A 16877-nucleotide genomic window follows, 5' to 3' on the forward strand; every position below is an offset into this window, starting at 1 on the left:
TATGAAAAAAGTAAAAATACTCTACGTGGAAGACGAGCCCTTCCTGGCGAAGATCGTCAAGGAAAGCCTGGAAAGCAGAAACTATGAAGTCCAATTGCTTTCAGATGGCCGCAATGTAATGGACGTGTTCGCAAAATGGCAACCCGACGTATGTGTCCTGGATGTGATGCTCCCTTTTCGGGACGGTTTCGAATTGGGAACAGCGATCCGCAAGCGCAGCCCTACTATCCCTATCCTTTTTGTGACGGCAAAAAACGAAACGGAGGATGTTTTGAAAGGTTTTGCCGCTGGCGGCAATGATTATATCCGCAAGCCTTTTAGCATGGATGAATTGTTGGTCCGGATTACTAACCTATTATTGCTTAGCGGTAATTCTGAAGGAGAAAAAACTACCGACGTAACGGAAATGACCCTGGGTGATTTTGTGTTCTCTCCAGAGAAACTAACCTTATCTCACCAAAAAAATCCCCCTATCCAGCTCTCCTACCGGGAAGCCCAAATATTGGAACTTCTCTGCCAGCATCGCAATGGCACCCTCGAGCGCAAGCACTTGCTCCTCTCTGTTTGGGGCGACGACTCCTTTTTCAACTCCAGAAATCTTGATGTCTACATCCGAAAGTTGCGCACCTACCTCGCCGCAGATGAAAAGATCAGCATCATTACACTTAAAGGGGTAGGGTATCGGTTCATGGTGGAGGGGTGAATCAATGTTTTAAAGGTGTAAGCGTTGGAAGAGTGTAAGGGTATAAATCAGCCAGCACTTGTATTCGTTGGATTCATAAATGAAGAAAGAGAAGTCAGGTTGTCAAAAAGCAAATCATGTATAAGCGCCCTACCAATACCTGCTATCTAATTTGACACTATGACTTCAAGCCTTCAATCTGACCCTGCAATGCCCAAGAAATAGGGGTAAATCTTATCGATCCCCATCTAAGCAGAAAAAGAATGAAACCTTCTCCGATTAAAAGCAAAACAGATTACTGGTCTCATTTGCTAACGCTGTGCCTACTCCTTGCATCAAATTTTGCCAACACGCAGGTCTCCTATTTGGATATTGACTTAAACTATGGCCCTAATGAGGTGGGGTACAATTATCTCAACTTGCTCGATTCGTCAAGGATTTACGAAAGGAAAATGAACTACGAAGGTGTATTGGAATATCGCCCCATAGGGGTAAGCGTTTGGTACCCTTCAGAAAACAACAAGTTAGCAGAGAAGGTCGAGATTGCGGCATATGTTGACCGATTGAAAATAGAGCAAGAGTGGGAGCATCTTCCACAAGAATTCCTATTGGAATGGTTTGGGTACAATTCTACTTTACCAAGTCAGCAAAACCTGGAACATCTTGCTAGATCAATTAAGGCTGGAAATCAAAAAGCGGGTAAGTATCCACTGATCGTGTACTGCCCAAGTTATCAAGCACCTTCAACGGAGAATTTCATTTTGTGTGAATATCTGGCAAGCCATGGATTTGTGGTTATATCGACCGCTAGCAAAGGCCCTTACAATGTTTATTTGCAGGGAGGTACTATCCAAGATGCGGAAGCACAGGCGCGAGACATTGAATATGCGATCGGCTATGCTAGTTCACTAGAGAATGTAAATCCTGACCATAAATATCTAGTTGGCTTTAGTTTTGGCGGATTATCCGATATCCTGGTCGCAATGCGCAACAAGCGTATTAAAGGCATTATTAGCCTGGATGGCACCGTCAAATACAAATGGGAAGCAATCAAAAATAGCACCTGGTGTGAGCTACAAAGATTGAAAGTGCCATTCATCCACTTTAGCCAAAAGAATATCCCTGTGGAGGTATTAAAAAAAGAAAAGCTTGACACCTCAATAAATAGTGATTTTGCTTTTTTTGATGAATTGACAGAGACGACCAAGTACGAGTTTAGAATGAAAGATTTGACGCATGGCTATTTCTCTTCATTTGGCGCGCTGTTCATCCAAAGAGATACCGTACAGGATAAAAGTTATCCTGAAATTTCTGATTCCTACGCAAAGCTCTGCCACCTGGTGCTAGCGAGCATTCAGTCTATCAGTGACCTGAATAAAGAAGAAATGGAATGGAACCACGACGCTTTTTTAAGCCGACTGCAACTAAATAATTCGGTAGCACTGATAAAATACGAAGCCCCTACTCCCCCACTTAAAGACCAATTTCTGCGCCACATAGAGCAGTCAAGAAAAGAGGACTTTGTTAATCTACATGCCATCTACCAGGAAATTATTTCAATAGATGAAAGCTACTCCCCCCAGGAAGGTGATTTGAATGTGCTAGGCCTTCAACTCATCTTCCGTCCATCGACATTTAAACAAGGCGAGCGCGTCTTCAAATTTGCCCTGGAATTATATCCGAACTCCGCAAATCTTTATGACAGCCTGGCGGAGGGATATCGTATTCATGGCGACAGGGAATTAGCTATCGCGAATTTTAAAAAGTCTTTAGAATTATACCCAGGTAATTCAAACGCTAAGAAAAGACTACTTCAAATGGGGGCCACCACGGAAACTAGGCATTAGCATTAAGAACGTGCTGGGATAGTGCTTAAAAGCTTTACAAAAAGACCAGTTAACCATTCTTTTGGTTCGAGACCAAACATGGGGTTAGTCCTTCTAAAGACCAGTTAACCATTCTTTTGGTGCAAAGCACCTCAGGGACTAAATCGCCGTTTTGTGTATTTTACGAAGCAGGGTAAATTCACAAATTTTGGTGATCCCCATCACTGATTCCTACCCAATTTTTTCAGTACTTACCGCCATTTATATGCATACTTTATAAAGCTGTACTTATGAAATACCTGCTGTTCTCCATTGCCTTACTGAGCCTGTCTGCTTGTGAGGGGCAGCCACAGCTGTCGGGCACCATTGCGTTGGAGGAAAATAATGAATGGGGAAAGATGGTTTACCTGATTGCTCCCGGAAGCTGGAAGGGAGTGGGGAGTAGTTATGTCGGGACCATTATTGATTCAGCAAGCCTGGGGCCTGATGGAGGTTTTGCCTTCGACAAATTGCCGCCTGCACCGGAGCCCATCTTACTGCAATTGGCATTACAACGCGTTGGCGAACGTTTTCCTAACCGCCTGGACAATGAACGCCCAGCTACTTCTAATTACTTTCCACTGATTTGGCAAGATGGAGAACGGATCGTAATAACAGCCGAAGCGGATCGTTTTCAGGCAACGGTTGCCATCCGTCAGCCATCGCCCTTGAATGCCGCCATGCTTGAGCTTTGTGCCCTACGACAAGCAGCTTTCGCCAAATACCTGGAGGTGGATGTCGCTTCAGAAGACAAGCATAGTGAACTGCTCGCAGAAGAGGATGCATTGATGGATTTTCAACAGCAATTGATGCAATTTGCAGAGGATAGTCCTTATCTACTGCCTGCATTAACAGCCATTCGTTGGGTAAGTATTGAGGGTAACTACGAACGTATTCCAGAATTCCTGGTCACACAAGCCGAACGTTGGACCGCCGAGCAACCTGAACACCCCTGGGTACAACAATTAGCCGCAGTTGGCGACCGGCGCAAACTCCCTGTACTCATCGGCGACTTGCTGCCCGACTATCCGCTCCCCATGCTGGCGGGTGATACCGTCTCGCTACACAGCTTACTTGGTGAGCGCTTGACGATTGTCGATTTATGGGCCTCCTGGTGTGGGCCTTGCCGGGTGCAAAATCGGGATTTCCTGGTTCCGCTCTGGGATCAATATCACCAGCAAGGCTTCCAGATCATTGGCTACGGGCTGGAGGCCAGTCCAAAGGCTTGGGCCAGGGCGATTGAAGCAGATGGTGCTCATCGCTGGCCCCATGCCTCCGATTTACAAGGAGATGATTCCCCTCTTTTTGAGCTACTACGCTTAACGACCATTCCGGCCAACTTCCTGCTTAATGCCGAAGGCAGGGTGATCGCCAAAAACTTACACGGAGAGGAGTTGAAGGAATACGTGCGGAGTCTGATGGAGTAGGATGGAATTACTTGATGTGCTTGAGATCAAAGCTGAAACCAGGTAGAACCTGCTCACCACTGAGCAAGGAAGAAAAGCCAATCACAACTTCTACACTTTGATCAGCTCGATAAATGAACACTTGCTCGTTGGCTAAATCAACGAGCCAAGCCAGGCGTACACCATTACCAATCCAGGTTGCCTGCATTTTGGTTTGTAAATCCTTTAACCGATCCGTTTTAGAACGAATTTCAACAATGAACTCCGGCACCAGTGCGGCAAAGCTTTGCTGATCTTCTTCTGATAATTGTGCAATTTTTTCATCACTCACCCAGGCCGTATCGGGGGCTCGCACAGAGCCATCAGGTAAAGTGAAGCCGGTAGAAGAAGAAAAGACTTTGCCCAGACCCGTTTCTATAGACCAGATGCCTAGATAAGTGCTAAATAGATTTTCAATTTCACCAACATAAAAAGTTACAGGAGATGTAACAGTGATGGAGCCATCAGTTTCCAACTCCATGACCAACTCAGGGTTGGTGTGGCTGTAGGTATAAAAATCAGCTACACTCATGGGGTGTTCCAATTGAAGCTTGAAACGTTTAGCTGGAGAAGTTAAGGCAAACGACATAATTAGATTTTACTGCAGTCTTCCGGTATAATATGATACATGAAATACTAATCAACTGCAAATATATCGCAGCATGGGGGGAGTTTCACCACCTTTGTGAATAGCCCACCCCCGACTCTGGGAGTCGACCCCGCCAGCGGGGTATATGGGCGGGCCGTGGCCCGTAATTCAATGCTTACTGAGATAAACGCCCGAGAGAATAAGCCCCATCCCCACAAAATGAATGATGGAAATGACCTCTCCGTCGAGTGCGCCCCACGACATGGCCACCACGGGTACCAGGTAACTGACGGTACTACCAAAGACGGGGCTAGTCCATTGGATGAGTTGGAAGAAAACGATGCCAGCCAATACGGTACTGAAGAGTGCCAGTATGGTGATGTAGCCCACACCTTTCCAGGCCTCGGGTGTTTGTTGGAGGGTACTAATAAAGTCCGTACCCAATAAGAGGTAAAGTAAAACAGGTATGCCTACCAGTGAAAACGACACAGCACTAATGGTGAGTGCCTTCATGCCTTTGAGGCGAAAGCCTACCAAATTGCTACTGGTAGCATAACACAAACAGGCCAGGACGATCAGCAAACCGTAGGTCCACTTGCCGCCAAGCCCCGCTTGTTCGCCGAAAGCGAATAAACAAACAGCACCTGCCAAACCAATTACTATCCCCAAGGTCTTGGACCAGGTAAACCGCGAATTGAAAAACATCAAACCCAGTAGCAAAGTAAAGAGGGGTGTAAGCGAGTTGAGAATACCCGCCAGCGAGCTGTTGACGTGCTGCTGCGCCGCAGGGAACAAGAAGGCAGGTATACCGGTTCCCATCAAGCCTACAAACAAGAGCAGAGGTAATTGGCGATAATTTATTTTTCTTATGTGCCTGAGGAGAATAGGCGAAAATGCCAGCGCTGACACTCCCAGGCGTATACTCGCCACCTGCACCGGCGGAAAGTAGACCAGGCCCCACTTGATGAGCACGTAAGAGGTTCCCCAAATGAGACTTAGTATCGCTAAAATTCCCCACGCCTGCCAGTCGGATATGGGGCTATCGGCCGCAGCAATTGATTTATCCATTCCGTTGCTTTAAAATGCTGCGCAAAGTACGGGTTTTATTAAATGGTGAGGTATTTTACATCAAAACATCCTATTTTTGGCGGATGCCAAGTGGCAGTCATTTGCCCCATTAATTTATGGCCAACCCTCGCTTTTTAAACTTCAACCGTGTCCCTGCCAACTTCCTCAGTTTGCGGGCGGCCTTGCTGTTGCTACTTTTAGAGGTCATTTTGGGCGTGATAGGTTATATTTTTTTGGAAAGCTACAGCTTACCAGACGCCTTCTACATGGTCGTCATTACCATTTCTACCGTAGGATTTTCCGAAATTGAACCCCTGAGCGAAGCTGGACGCATTTTTACTTCAGGCCTTATTTTTGTCAATATCGGGGTATTTGCTTACTTATTGGCGACCTTTAGTTATTACATCATCGAGGGTGAAATCTTTAAACGTATGCACCTCAACCAGATTGAAGAGCGAATTAGCAAGATGGAAGGCCACGTTATTCTCTGTGGCTTCGGTAAGTATGGCAAAGAAATTGCTGCCAACCTGGCCATCCACGGCACTTCTTACGTGATCGTCGAAAATGATCCAGAAAAGATCGAAATCATCCAGCAGACCGATAGTGACATCCTTTATCTGGAAGGCGACGCTACCCTGGATGAAGTTTTGCAAAAAGCAAATATTGAGAAAGCCCGTGGCCTCATCGCGGCACTGGGCGACGACAGCGATAATCTATTCCTCGTCTTGTCCGCCCGCGCCCTCAATGCCCGATTGACCATTGTGAGCAGGGCCATTTTGGAACGGTCGCAAGCTAAACTGATCAAGGCCGGAGCCAACCATGTGGTAATGCCGGAAAATATCGGAGGCTTCTATATGGCCATGTTGATGAATAAACCCGGTGCGGTGGAGTTTTTCTCCTTCATCACCAGCGAGTACCACTCAGACATGGGCTTCGAGGAATTGCATTTCCGCGACCTTCCCGAAATGTACCAGGGCCGCCCAATCAGTGACCTTGCCTTGCGCTCCCAAACGGGGGCCAACATCATTGGCTATCGCAATCAGCAGCGCGTTTACCAGGTAAATCCACCTCCCTCCGTCATCCTTAAACCTGGAGAGGCTTTTATTGTATTGGGCAATGAAGAACAACTCGGGAAACTACGCCAGATATGTAAAGCCCCCGACGCATGAAAACCTGGCTTTGGCAACCGGTAGATATTGCGAGCCTGGTATTTTTCCGGATCGTTTTTGGTGTGCTGGGTTTTGCCGACCTGATGGGAGGCTTCGCTTATTATCACCTTTGGGTGGATGCTTTTAATCCACAAAAATTTCAATTCCGCTATTACGGCTTTGAATGGGTAACCGTCTTTCCGGAACCCTTCATGAGTTTGTTTTTTCTGATCGGTATGGGGCTAGCGCTGGCGGTGGCTTTCGGCTGGCGTTACCGGATTACTGCGCCCTTGTTTGCCTGCTTTTTTAGCTATTATTTTCTTTTAGAGAAAGCCCATTACCTCAACCACGGCTATCTTTTCTGCTGGATCAGCTGGGTCATGGCGTTCTTGCCAGCGTGGCGAGCCTGGTCGGTTGATGTCTGGCGGAAGCCTACTGAATTTACAGCCCAAATCCCTCGCTGGACCTGGGCCATCCTACCTTTCTTGATGGGGGTCGTTTATTTTTTTGGCGGCATTGCCAAGCTCAATGCCGATTGGCTATTGGCTGCGATGCCGCTGAAGCTGTGGCTCAGAAGCAAAGCGGATCTTTTCCTGATTGGTCCTTTGCTTGCGCAGGAAGCTACCGCCTGGATCATGGCCTGGACAGGAGCATTATTTGATCTTAGCATCACCTTTTTAATGCTCAATAGGCGCACCCGTAAATTCGGTTTTGCCTTCGCTATCGCCTTCCATTTGACCAATCATCTGGTCTTCAACATTGGCATTTTTCCTTATTTGTCCGTAGCCTTAACGGCCCTATTTTTCCCACCAGAGTGGCCACACAAATTGATGGATTATGTCCGTAGCCGCTGGGCCAAAGCCGAAAAATGGTACCAAAGTTGGCAGCAACGTCTCCAGGAGAGCGCCCTGAATCAACCCGCTTTTTGGCAAAATGACTTTGGCTATCGCCGTGCTTTGCTACTGTCTTTTGGCGCATTGGTGGTTGTTCATTCCCTGCTTCCCTTGCGCCACTGGTGGTTTCCTGGCGATGTCGCCTGGACGGAAGAAGGCCACCGCTACGCCTGGCGGATGATGCTACGTGCCAAGCAAGGAAGTGGCCACTTTATTGTCAAAAATTTAGTTACCGGAGAAGAAGAAAGGGTAAACCCCAGAAGAGAGCTATCTGCCAAACAAGCCCGGAAACTTTGGACCCATCCGGATATGATTTTGCAATACGCCCATCACTTACGTGATCAAGCCCGAGCGGAAGGGAACGATGTGGCTATTTTTGCAAAAGTAAAAGTCAAATTGAATGATGGCCAATACCACCCCTATATCGACCCTGACGCTGATTTGGCAAAGGTAGAATGGTCTTTTTGGGAAGCTTCTCCGTGGATATTACCAGAAAAGTAGAAGGTATATCATTCGCGCAGACCTGCCTGCCTGCAAGGCCAGCTTGATGGCAGGCAGGTCTGCGCGAAATAATTCTACACGGACGTCTCCCCTAAAATAGCCCCTTGCTTTTCCGCAGCGCGCTTCGCCAAGGCTTTTTTGATCAAATGCCCAGGTCGGAACGTGCGGGGAAGATAACGGTGATAACTATTTGGCAGTAAGCGTACTAGACGATCCAGCATTTTGGTACGTGGACTGAGCAAAATACGGTGTTTTCCTTTCTTAATACCCTTGATAATAATCTCGGCTGCTGCTTCAGGAGTGGTAGTTGCCGCGTCGTCAAATACTCGCGAAAGCTTATTTACCAGGTCTTGATCGTGGAATTTAATATTCCGGGTAAGGTTGGTTTTTACTGGGCCAGGATGAATCGCCGTCACCAATACCCCTGTACCTGCAAGCTCCTGACGAAGTGTTTCCGTAAATCCTCTTACGGCAAACTTGGCGGTAACGTAGGCACCTTGGCCTCCATACCCCATCAGGCCCAAAAGGCTACTAACGTTTACGACTAAAGATGCTTTTTGCTTAAGCAGGTAAGGAATAACTACCTGTGAACCGTGGATAACTCCCCACAGATTGATTTCCAAAACGCGCGAGAAATCGATGGGATCCATCTCGGGGATGGTTTCTGGAAAGGTCGTAATACCTGCATTGTTGAAGATACCATCAATTTGTCCAAAATGGTCATTGACCTTTTTAGCAAATGATTCCCAAGCTGGACGATCACTTACGTCAAAAGCCTGGCTGTACACAAGCGACTGGTCTTGACCAATGAGATCAACAGTAGCTTGTAATGTTTTTGTGTTCCAATCGTTGAGGGCTAGTCGTGCACCTTCCCGAGCCAGTTGTAGTGCCAAAGCCCTACCAATACCTGAACCCGCTCCGGTGATAATTAACACCTTGTTTGTTAGATTTTTCATCTGAGTTTTTTCGACACGCTGTTGTTCAATTCAATTGGGTAGTGTTCGCACAGCATTAATTCGAAATCCCGACTTAAGTGCATTAGCTTGGCCAAAAGCACTTTGTTGTCAGGGTAGTTTTCTCAGGAAAATCGTTTGTTCATTTATACATCAAAATGCTCAATCCCTCTGTTTAAAAGGAAAATGAGCAACTCAAGTCACAAGATAAGACTTTTTAATCAACTCAACGGTCATCACGACTACGCTTGTAATCTCCTCTCTGCCAAGCATCAAAGAATTGCTTCCATGCTACCGGGCTGAAAATATTCATAGGCGGGCGTTGGCCGATGTAGTAGAATTCTCTGGATTGTTGTCGTAGATAGTAGCTGGAGTTTTCAACTCCATCTTTTGCTACCTCAGAGCGCATGCGCTCTAATGTTTCGTTGGCGATGTTGCGATTAGCTCGATCCTGCAACTCGGGTGTTACGTCCATTGCCAAAAATTCCAGTTTGAAATGATCCCGGCTTGGCCACGGAAAAACAACCGTTTCAGGTAGGTTTACGGCATCTTGCGTCATAAGTTGCACTAAAGAGTACCTATTATCCGTCAAAGAGTCTGGAATTGCATATTGAACAGTTTGGTACCCTACCGCTGAAAAGACGATAATATCTCCTTTTTCAACGACAATAGAGAAAAAACCACTAAAATCTGAATAGGTTCCCCGCCCCTTATTCTGCACCAGAATATTCACATATGGTACGGGTACCAGTTCCTGGGTCGTACCATCGAGTACCATGCCGGAAAACTGAACAAGATTATTATCGTCCTGCGCCGACAAGGGAGAAGAAAGAAAAAGGGTAAAAACCCCTAATAAGATCGTGAGCTTACGTATCATAACAAAAATTGAGTCTCTGGAGCCGGCTTTAGTACCTTGTCCTTAGTAATTTGACGGAAATAAACCGATTTTCTTTTTTTGAAGATTTACCTTTTTACACACGCCTAGTCCAAGTATTCCTAGTCTTAGTGCAAAAAGCGAAATCAAAAGAAAATCGGTTTATTTTTTCTCCGTCCTTAGTTAAGACGACTGACAAACGCTTTTGGTTTGTTTTTCTTCTCAAAGCTACGGTTTTTTTAGACCAACGGTCATAAATGGCTAAAAACCCAACTATGGAATAGCAATTTCCAGAACCTCTTCCATTCTCTCCACAAAGTGAAAGGTCAGGCCTTTGAGATACTGCTCACTGATTTCATCAATGTGTTTTTTGTTTTCCTGGCAAAGGATGATCTCTTTGATGCCTGCTCTTTTGGCCGCAAGGATTTTTTCTTTGATGCCTCCTACCGGCAAAACTTTACCGCGCAGAGTGATCTCACCCGTCATAGCGAGATATGATTTCACCTTTTTGTTAGAGAACAAACTCATCAATGTCGTCAGCATCGTTACCCCTGCGGAGGGACCATCTTTAGGAATGGCTCCTTCGGGAACGTGCAAGTGGATATCATTCTTTTCAAATTGCTCGACATCAAGCCCTAGTGCTTCACTGTTGGCTTTAAGGAAACTCAGCGCCGTAACGGCCGATTCCTTCATCACATCACCAAGGTTACCGGTGAGGGTCAGCTTGCCTTTCCCGGGACTCAAGCTACCTTCTACAAACAGGATCTCTCCTCCTACGCTCGTCCAGGCCAAACCGATGGTTACACCCGGTACTTTGACAACTTGGTAAGCATCGCGGGAATAATTTGTGGGCCCCAGTATTTGCGTCAGCTGGTCTTCCTGTATACTGACATCGTAGGTTTCTTCAAGCGCTACCGATTTCGCCACGTAGCGCATTACCCCGGCAATCTGACGATCCAGGGAACGAACGCCGGATTCGCGTGTGTAGCCACTAATGATTTTTTTAATCACCGAATCTCGCAATTTCACCTGAGTCGCCTTGATGCCATGAGCAGTACGCTGCTTAGGTACCAGGTGACGCTTGGTTATTTCTACCTTTTCCTCGGTAGAGTACCCCGTTACGCTGATAATTTCCATCCGGTCGAGTAGTGCTGGCTGAATACTGTTGAGGGTATTGGCCGTCGCAATAAACATCACCTTAGACAGGTCGTAATCAACGTCGAGATAATTATCATGAAAATTACTGTTCTGCTCTGGGTCCAGTACCTCTAGCAGTGCAGAGCTGGGATCTCCCCTGAAGCTGTTGCCTACCTTGTCGATTTCATCCAGGATGAAGACGGGATTAGCGGCACCCGCTTTTTTCATCGACTGGATGATCCGCCCCGGCATGGCACCAATGTAAGTACGACGATGCCCCCGAACTTCACTTTCATCGTGCAGACCTCCTAAGGAAATACGCACAAATTCACGGTTGAGTGCTTCGGCAATCGAACGCCCTAGAGAGGTCTTACCAACCCCTGGAGGGCCTACCAAACAGAGGATAGGCGCCTTCATATCCCCCTTAAGTTTCAAGACGGCCAAGTGCTCAATGATCCGTTCCTTCACTTTCTCCAACCCGTAGTGATCTTTATCGAGCACTTTGCGGACATTCTTCAGGTCGAAGTTGTCCGATGATGTTTTATTCCAGGGAAGATCCAGCATCAGTTCCAGGTAATTCAGCTGGATGCTGTAATCAGGCACCTGAGGATTCATCCGTTGGATGCGCTCCATTTCTTTCTCAAAAAGCTTACCTACCTCCTCGGGCCAGTCTTTGCCTTCGGCTCTGGCTTTGAGTTTGTTGAGGTCTTCGTGCTGGGGGTTATTACCGAGCTCTTCCTGAATTGTTTTCAGTTGTTGATTGAGGTAGTAATCACGCTGCTGTTTCTCGATATCTATCCTGACCTTGCTGTCAATCTGGTCTTTTAGTTCCAGAATTTGCAGTTCGCTATTGAGTTGCTTGAGAATGGCCTCTGCTTTTTGGTGCAGGTTGGTCGTCTCCAGCATTTTTTGCTTCCACTCCAGGTTAGCCCCCATATTTGAGGCAATAAAATTAAGCAGAAAACTTGGTCCTTTGATGTTGCGCAATACCACCACCGCTTCCGAAGGAATATTGGGTGAAAGGTCGATAATGTTCTGCGCCAGATCTTTCACACTAGCAATCAGTGCTTTGAATTTTGCGCTATCCCCTGGATCAGAATGTTCCAAAACACGAACCCGACCACGCAAATAGGGATCTTCAGACAGCATTTCCTCGAGTTGGATGCGTTTTTTTCCCTGCAAAATGGCCGTGAGTGTGCCATCAGGCATCTTCAATAACTTGAGGATATGAGCCACCGTCCCCACCTCATAGAGATCAGCTTCTGATGGATCCTCAACATCAATATCTTTTTGCGAAAAAACAGCCACCTTCCGGCCGCCATTATCGTAAGCTTCATTGATTGCCTTGATGGACTTATCTCTTCCCACGGTGATGGGAATGACATTATTGGGAAAGAGCACCGTATTCTTAAGTGCTAAAATGGGGATTTCTTCAGGTATTACGTCTAATTTTTCCGTCTCTTCTTCTTCCATCGAAATGAACGGTAAAAAATCAGCTTCTTCCTCAATTCTTCTTTGCAAGCGCAATTCTTCAAACATAATTTTGTCTGGATATTATCAGGATGCTAAGGTGTCAATCTGACAGCATCTATTCGTCAATGGATTATAGTATTGATGGCAATATCTATGCCACACCCTAAATGTAAGCGTTTTTTACAGCTAATGACAGCAGTAAACAACTGATAAAGGTCTACATGAGACAAAAAGACAGAAATGTATAAAACTAACTTTAAGTGAGGTTAGGCAACAAGAGACAATCGACGATGGACTTTAAACTCACAAAGATCGGCTCCCGACCTTCCTTGGTTACCGGTGATTCCTCATCGTCAAGAATAGCATCTTCCACAAACGCCAACAGCTCTTCTTCCGCCGGATGTTCATCGAAAAAAACGGTCATGCGTTCCCTGAATTGGCGAGCAGTAACAGCTTCTAATAAACCCCAGTTGTGGTCTTCTGCCGCAGACAAATGGGTTTCTGTCACTGTTGCCTGAGAACCGAAGGTACGGAAGACTGATTTCCAGATCACACAGGAAAGGAAGAGCAGGAATTCCCTTTCTCGCTCCGTGAAAACCTCGAAGTTTTCGGAGAACAAATACGCTAATAAAACGGGTTGCTCTTGATTCATCAAATCAAGAGTGTGCTCAAGAGCTTTCTCTGAGGCGCTCAACTCTTCGGTTACTTCATCAATTATGAAAGCTTCGACCATGCCGCTATAAAAGGCTCTTTTGGGGTGAGCCTTATCCCAAAGATATTTAGCGATCCGGCAATTCCAAAATTATCAACTCTATTCGTTCGTTTTTTTGTTGTGCACGTGGAGCACTACCAGGCACTAGTGGAGATAAATTACCGTATCCACGGAAGCTCAACTGCTGAATTCCGGCACCCTGCTGCAACCAATAATCCATGATGTTTTGCGATCGCTCACGGGTAATTTGCTGCGCCATTATTGGGTCGGCAATGCCAAAAGAATGCGACCTCACCTCAATGTAGAGATCTGGATAAGCCCTTAACAGTGTCGCCCAAGGGCTTAAAACATCTTGGGCCGAAGGCTGTAACTGACTGTCGTTGGGCAAAAAGTGAATCCCCTCAAGAATGATGATTTGTCCAGCTTGTAGGGGGGCTCCATTGGCAGGATTCACCAATGGCCCTTTTGCGGCGCCTACTTTCGCCTGCCAATCACTTGGGTTATTGAAGGTCGTATTTAATGAGGATTGGATGTCATTTTCCAACTCCTCAGGTGAAGGTCGTCGGCTAATAATGGGAGCATCGTAGTATTGAGGCATTTCCTCCGCTGTTTTGTAAGCAGGTAAGACGGGAGTAGTAGGAATGCTAGCATTGGGATTGCGACCTTCCTGAAGATTACGGCCAATTTCCATTTTCAGCTCGTCGGGATCTTCTAACACGGAAACTTTTGGAGCTCCTTTGCGGGAAATCGTCGATTGCCCTCCACTTTCAGCATCCGACCAGAGGTAGTTGTCGTCATCGGCGTCGGTTTGTTCTTGCGCTTGCTGATCAGCTTCTTCTTGGTGAAAGCGCCGAAAACGTTTTTTCATATCTTCCACTTCGGCGCGGTTATCAGCACGCCGTTGGAGTTCATCTTCCGTAAGCGGAGAACGGGTTGTCCAATTTTGGGTTAAACTATCCTGTACAGTAAGGGAGTCTTGTCGTAAGACAAGGCTGGTATCTACCGGCAAGGGTGGGGTTTGCGCCAAAACAGCCGTACTCATCATTAATCCAGCAAAAAAAAGCAAAATTGTGTGGTTTCTCATGGTCAACAGCTTTGCTGTTAAGACGTAAGAGCTGATTATTAGTCACTTAACTAGACTTAGTGAAAGAGCTTGCTACCCCAGAGTACGGCTTTTAACGTTTTTGAACCGGAAAAATCCTCCTCCCTTTTTGCCAAACACCTTCCAACTGGCGCAGATCCTCCATCGACTTTAAGGGATCACCTTTAATCAGTAAAAAACTTGCAGCTGCACCCACTTGAAGGGGTAGTGGCCCGGCCAAACCAAAATAATGAGCACTTTTAACCGTAGCTCCAGCCAGACATTCCTGGTTAGGAATTCCAGCAGCGGCCAGCAAAATCAATTCTTCGTAAAGATCGCTGCCATGGTTGATGCCAAAATTGGGAGGATCGGTCCCTGCTAATACCTGTACTCCGACCCCATGCAATCGCCGGATTTCATTGAGTATTCCCAGGCTATCGAGTGTTTCTGCCGGTTTTTCCGCTTGTTGCTCAAAATAAGCAAGCAATTTCATGTTGGTAAGTGTAGTAGGGACGATGAAGAAATCCTCCCGCTGCTCAAACACTCGAAGCTCTTCGTCGGTCATGGCCCGATCAAACCAGACGTGCACCAGACCATCAATACCCAAGCGTGCCAGCTCTACACCATCGGCACAACGAGAAACGTGGGACACTACCTTCACCCCTCGTTCGTGGGCGGTTTGGATAATGGTATCTATCTGTTCAAAGCTCAGGGTAGGTCGCATCGGTTCTCGCAAAATTTTAATATAATCGACCCCTTCCGCAATACGATCAAGGGTAAACTGACGTGCAGAGGTGACGCTGTCAATAGTTGGCACTGGCATCCCGAATTGTGTGCCGTGCCCCCCTGGAACCGTCGCTCCTGAGCCCGCTGCATAGTAATGCGCGTAGCCGATCGTATCTTTAAACTGTCCTAAGAGTTGTGCCGTAAAAGCAGACCCATGCATATCACAGACCGCAAAAATGCCCGCCTGTGCTGCTTGTTGCAAATGGAAAGGAAACCAGGTATGCACATGGGTATTCACCAAACCAGGTAGCAAGGTATACCCCTCCCCATTAATGACTTGGCTAGCGCGGCGTTGGCGCGCCAACTGTGGCCCCAAATGCGTGATCATTCCGTCTTTAACGCCTATATCGGTCGCTTTGAGCACTTCATTTCCTGTAAAAACCTGCACGTCGGTAATGAGTAAATCCCACTGGTCGTCGGTCTGCCCATGAATGGATGACATCGCAACCGATAAAAGAAGGAACAGCAAAAGGTAAGGTTTCATAGCTTTAGTATTCATCAATAGTAATAGCTCCTAAAATTACGCAAGCATTTATACAACGCTCCACTTTAGTAATTTAGCTTCGCTGATCGTCGCAAACTCCTCAAAGTTGACGGAAATAAATGAAACAACTTTCTTTTGAGATTTTTGAAAATTTTCTAAACAATCTCCTTATAGTCAATTGTTTAGAAGATTTTCAAAAATCGAAAGCTGTTTCACTTATTTTTTCTCCGTCTCTTATCGACCAATTTCTATTCCTGGATTACAAAGCACTTCTATGGGCAAAGTATTGATGTTGTGATAACCCACGAACTGCTGCTGGTAATTGATTTTTCGGCAATGCTCACAATGCAGGCAATCCTGAAAAACCCTGGCGTAGGAGTGGCCTTCTCTAAAGCACCGGCGAACAAAGCGGAGATTTCGCGGACAGCGATACACGTGGTAATGGTAGTACTGTCCCTGCTTACTGCGATACACTTTCCGAACCGTAGCTGTCTGGGCCAATTTGTACTCATAACGGTGTTGCCAGGGATGAAACAACCACCTTCTGTTTTGGGAACCCTCTATAACACTCAAGGTTAACTGCTCCAGATTCCCCGCCGGATAATGAAGCAAATGTTGTTCATAAATACGGAGCATGTCTACTTCCACCGTTGGCAGATTGAGCTGTGCCAGGCGATGTATTTTCCGTTGCTCTGTCGAGTGGGTAACGCTTATTTCTACACCAAGCTCCTGTGGCCCGTCTTGCAGCAAGATATCTATTTGCGTACCCCCCAAGCGCGCTTCTTCTTTTGCTTTGGCAAACGCCTCTTCTCGACTTGCACGGAGTTGTTTAGCACGATAAGCATGGAGCGCCGGTGTACGAATACGCTTATGTTTGGCCACGATGGCTTTACCCAATAAGTGTAAAGAGGTTTCAAATGCAGCAGCACAATCAAATCCTTTTAGATGGGCAAAATGATGACGATTGCGGCGGCCTTTTTTTGCGATAAGCGGCACACGGCAAGCAGGACAGGTACAAGCACAGGCACGGCCACTTGGTACTTCACTGATGTGCACCCATTCGCCTTCGCGCAAGGCAAAAATCAACTGGTTGGTCTTTTTCACAATAAAAATATTCAATAAGAAGAAAAAGACACTGCCAGTGAGGGGAAGAGATAAGTATGAACGCGTAATGCAGTGCGTTTGT

At 46.5% G+C, this 16877-nt stretch carries 14 protein-coding genes; 5 read left to right on the forward strand and 9 right to left on the reverse strand.

The genetic code is table 11. The features are described 5' to 3' along the window. Nucleotide 1: 1 nt before the first annotated feature. The 3 genes from AB0L18_RS05345 (at nucleotide 2) to AB0L18_RS05355 (ending at nucleotide 3974) form a co-directional block, all read left to right on the forward strand. Entirely contained in the window at nucleotides 2-703 is a 702-nt protein-coding gene (locus AB0L18_RS05345; RefSeq protein WP_367391546.1) for a response regulator transcription factor, read from the forward strand. A gap of 242 nt (nucleotides 704-945) precedes the next feature. Further along, on the forward strand, nucleotides 946-2529 hold the full coding sequence (locus tag AB0L18_RS05350) for an alpha/beta hydrolase (protein WP_367391547.1): 1584 nt from the start codon (nucleotides 946-948) through the stop codon (nucleotides 2527-2529). 269 nt (nucleotides 2530-2798) lie between these two features. Further along, complete coding sequence (locus tag AB0L18_RS05355) at nucleotides 2799-3974, forward strand: TlpA family protein disulfide reductase (RefSeq protein ID WP_367391548.1); 1176 nt, start codon at nucleotides 2799-2801, stop codon at nucleotides 3972-3974. Between the two features lie 7 nt (nucleotides 3975-3981). Here AB0L18_RS05355 and AB0L18_RS05360 read toward each other — a convergent pair whose 3' ends face one another. Then, complete coding sequence (locus AB0L18_RS05360) at nucleotides 3982-4581, reverse strand: Uma2 family endonuclease (protein ID WP_367391549.1); 600 nt, start codon at nucleotides 4579-4581, stop codon at nucleotides 3982-3984. Nucleotides 4582-4749: 168 nt separating this feature from the next. Next, nucleotides 4750-5649 carry a DMT family transporter gene (locus AB0L18_RS05365; RefSeq protein ID WP_367391550.1) on the reverse strand — a complete coding sequence of 300 codons (900 nt, stop codon included), beginning with the start codon at nucleotides 5647-5649 and terminating at the stop codon, nucleotides 4750-4752. Nucleotides 5650-5765: 116 nt separating this feature from the next. On the opposite strand from AB0L18_RS05365, the gene AB0L18_RS05370 reads away from it, so the two are divergent. Both AB0L18_RS05370 and AB0L18_RS05375 read left to right on the forward strand, forming a co-directional pair. Next, complete coding sequence (locus AB0L18_RS05370) at nucleotides 5766-6818, forward strand: TrkA family potassium uptake protein (protein WP_367391551.1); 1053 nt, start codon at nucleotides 5766-5768, stop codon at nucleotides 6816-6818. After that, the gene (locus AB0L18_RS05375; RefSeq protein WP_367391552.1) at nucleotides 6815-8191 is read left to right on the forward strand and encodes an HTTM domain-containing protein; all 1377 of its coding nucleotides are present in this window, start codon (nucleotides 6815-6817) and stop codon (nucleotides 8189-8191) included. The genes AB0L18_RS05370 and AB0L18_RS05375 overlap by 4 nt, the downstream gene beginning before the upstream one ends. Nucleotides 8192-8265: 74 nt before the next feature. Here the strand turns inward: AB0L18_RS05375 and AB0L18_RS05380 are convergent, their stop codons facing one another. The 7 genes from AB0L18_RS05380 to AB0L18_RS05410 all read right to left on the reverse strand — a co-directional run bounded on the left by AB0L18_RS05380 (nucleotide 8266) and on the right by AB0L18_RS05410 (nucleotide 16795). Continuing rightward, on the reverse strand, nucleotides 8266-9147 hold the full coding sequence (locus tag AB0L18_RS05380; protein WP_367391553.1) for an SDR family oxidoreductase: 882 nt from the start codon (nucleotides 9145-9147) through the stop codon (nucleotides 8266-8268). 223 nt (nucleotides 9148-9370) lie between these two features. Next, entirely contained in the window at nucleotides 9371-10021 is a 651-nt protein-coding gene (locus tag AB0L18_RS05385) for a carboxypeptidase-like regulatory domain-containing protein (RefSeq protein ID WP_367391554.1), read from the reverse strand. A 270-nt stretch (nucleotides 10022-10291) separates the two neighbouring features. After that, nucleotides 10292-12694, reverse strand: a complete 2403-nt coding sequence (gene lon / locus AB0L18_RS05390; RefSeq protein WP_367391555.1) for an endopeptidase La — start codon at nucleotides 12692-12694, stop codon at nucleotides 10292-10294. A 190-nt stretch (nucleotides 12695-12884) separates the two neighbouring features. Next, the gene (locus tag AB0L18_RS05395) at nucleotides 12885-13280 is read right to left on the reverse strand and encodes a hypothetical protein (RefSeq protein WP_367391556.1); all 396 of its coding nucleotides are present in this window, start codon (nucleotides 13278-13280) and stop codon (nucleotides 12885-12887) included. Between the two features lie 127 nt (nucleotides 13281-13407). Continuing rightward, complete coding sequence (locus AB0L18_RS05400; protein ID WP_367391557.1) at nucleotides 13408-14424, reverse strand: OmpA family protein; 1017 nt, start codon at nucleotides 14422-14424, stop codon at nucleotides 13408-13410. Nucleotides 14425-14515: 91 nt separating this feature from the next. Beyond that, a complete protein-coding gene (locus AB0L18_RS05405; protein ID WP_367391558.1) occupies nucleotides 14516-15691 on the reverse strand; it encodes an amidohydrolase family protein in 1176 nt (391 codons plus the stop codon). 234 nt (nucleotides 15692-15925) lie between these two features. Further along, the gene (locus AB0L18_RS05410; RefSeq protein WP_367391559.1) at nucleotides 15926-16795 is read right to left on the reverse strand and encodes a competence protein CoiA family protein; all 870 of its coding nucleotides are present in this window, start codon (nucleotides 16793-16795) and stop codon (nucleotides 15926-15928) included. Nucleotides 16796-16877 lie beyond the last annotated feature (82 nt).

It is taken from the genome of Lewinella sp. LCG006 (genome assembly GCF_040784935.1).
Classification (GTDB): Bacteria; Bacteroidota; Bacteroidia; order Chitinophagales; family Saprospiraceae; genus Lewinella.